The 2,358-nt window shown below is 44.1% G+C and carries 1 protein-coding gene; it reads right to left on the minus strand.

Features of this window, described 5'->3' with window-relative positions; translation table 11 throughout:
• Positions 1 to 2,358 (minus strand): DUF8696 domain-containing protein (locus tag AC559H_RS02135; RefSeq protein WP_193372586.1); only part of this gene is annotated, 2,358 nt, incomplete at both ends.

The following is a 2,358-nucleotide window of genomic DNA, read 5'->3' on the forward strand; positions in this document are numbered from 1 at the left end:
TTGCTATCTTCGTTAACGGTTTGGTTGCCGATAGGAGTCGCAGTGGGAGCATCGTTAATATTAGTAACCACAGAAGTCGGACTACTATTAACAGTTTCTACTGTCCCTTGTCCATCGGTATAACTAACTTTGACCTGTACTTTTTTCCCGACTTGTGCTTGAGATAAGGCAAAAGTATTATTAGTTGCTCCACTAATATCTGTCCAGGTAACTCCATTATCAGATGACTCTTGCCATTGATAATTTAAGGTTCCTAAACCATCAACATCTGCTAAGGTATTTGTGGCGGTTAAGGTTTGGTTTTGTGTTGCTGTCCCTGTAATACTAACATTACCTGTGGGTAAGTCGTTAATATTAGCAACAAGAGAAGTCGGACTACTATTAACGGTTTCTGCTGTCCCTAATAGGTCAGTATAACTAACTTTTACCTGTACTTTTTTCCCAACTTGGGTTTGAGATAAGGTGAACGTATTATTAGTTGCTCCACTAATATCTGTCCAGGTAACTCCATTATCAGATGACTCTTGCCATTGATAATTTAATGTTCCTAAACCATCTGCATCTGCTAAGGTATTGGTTGCAGTTAAGGTTTGGTTTTGTGTTGCTGTCCCTGTAATACTAACATTACCTGTGGGTAAGTCGTTAATATTAGCAACAAGAGAAGTCGGACTACTATTAACAGTTTCTGCTGTCCCTAATAGGTCAGTATAACTAACTTTGACCTGTACTTTTTTCCCAACTTGGGTTTGAGATAAGGTGAACGTATTATTAGTTGCTCCACTAATATTAGTCCAGGTGGTTCCATTATCTGCTGACTCTTGCCATTGATAATTTAAGGTTCCTAAACCATCTGCGTCTGCTAAGGTATTGGTTGCAGTTAAGGTTTGGTTTTGTGTTGCTGTCCCTGTAATACTAACATTACCTGTGGGTAAGTCGTTAATATTAGCAACAAGAGAAGTCGGACTACTATTAACAGTTTCTACTGTCCCTTGTCCATCGGTATAACTAACTTTTACTTTTACCTTTTTTCCTACTTGTGCTTGAGATAAGGCAAAAGTATTATTAGTTGCTCCACTAATATCTGTCCAGGTAACTCCATTATCAGATGACTCTTGCCATTGATAATTTAATGTTCCTAAACCATCTGCGTCTGCTAAGGTATTGGTTGCGGTTAAGGTTTGGTTTTGTGTTGCTGTCCCTGTAATACTAACATTACCTGTGGGTGCATCGTTAACGGCCGTGACATCAATAGTAATAGTATTAGCTGCCACACTATCAAGAGTGCCGTCATTAACGGTGAACTTGAAGTTGGCATAACCGCTACCGTTGGCATTGGCAACTGGGGTAAATTGTAGGTTAGGAATATTCGCAGCAGTGATCACTTGGTTAGCTGTGACAGCAGTGCTGTTGAGTTTTAATGTCCCGGCGGTGGGCAGTTGAGTGATTTTTATCGAAGCTAGGGTGTTTCCGGTGTCTACATCACTAAAACCGAAGTCCGTGGCAGCAAAGGTATAGTTACTGTCTTCGTTAAAGGTTAGGGTTTTGTCCGTGCCGGTAGGTGCATCGTTAACGGCCGTTACCACAATGGAGGCGGTGGCGGTGTTACTGCTAAAGGCTGTTGTCCCGCCGTTAGTGCTGGTGTCGGCTGTACTTCCGGCTGTACCTGTGGACTTATCCCAAGCCCGGAAGGTGAGGGCATTGGTAATAGTCCCGTTGTAGTTGGTGTTGGGTTGGAAACGAACTTTATTCCCTGCATCTAATAATAGGGCGTTACTGTCGCTGACGGAGGGGAAGTTTGTCCAGGTTGTGCCGTTGTCGGTGGAATATTGCCAAGTGCCGTTATTGTCGGCGGCTGTAATTGCAATGGCTTCGGTGATGGTGGTGTCTACATCGGATATGGGGAGAAGATTGTTATAGATTTTGCTGATGGGGTTTTCTGAACTATCCTGGCCCGTGAGCAGGATGTCGGTGTCCCCATCAGAGTCAAAGTCGGCTGTGGTCACGGAACTAAAGGCAACACCAGTTAGGGAGATGTTGGTGTTTTCGCTAAAACCGCCACTGCCGTTGTTGCTATAGATTTTGCTGATGCGGTTAAATGAACTATCGAAGCCCGTGAGCAGGATGTCGGTGTACCCATCAGAGTCAAAGTCGGCTGTGGTGACGGAACTATAGCCAACACCCGTGAGGGAGACGTTGGTGTTTTCGCTAAAACCGCCACTGCCGTTGTTGCTATAGATTTTGCTGATGCGGTTATTAGAACTATCCCAGCCCGTGAGCAGGATGTCGGTGTCCCCATCTTTGTCAAAGTCGGCTGTGGTGACGGAACTTGTGTAAACACCAGTTAGGGAGATGTTCGTG

The organism is Planktothrix prolifica NIVA-CYA 540 (assembly GCF_963864145.1).
Classification (GTDB): Bacteria; Cyanobacteriota; Cyanobacteriia; order Cyanobacteriales; family Microcoleaceae; genus Planktothrix; species Planktothrix agardhii.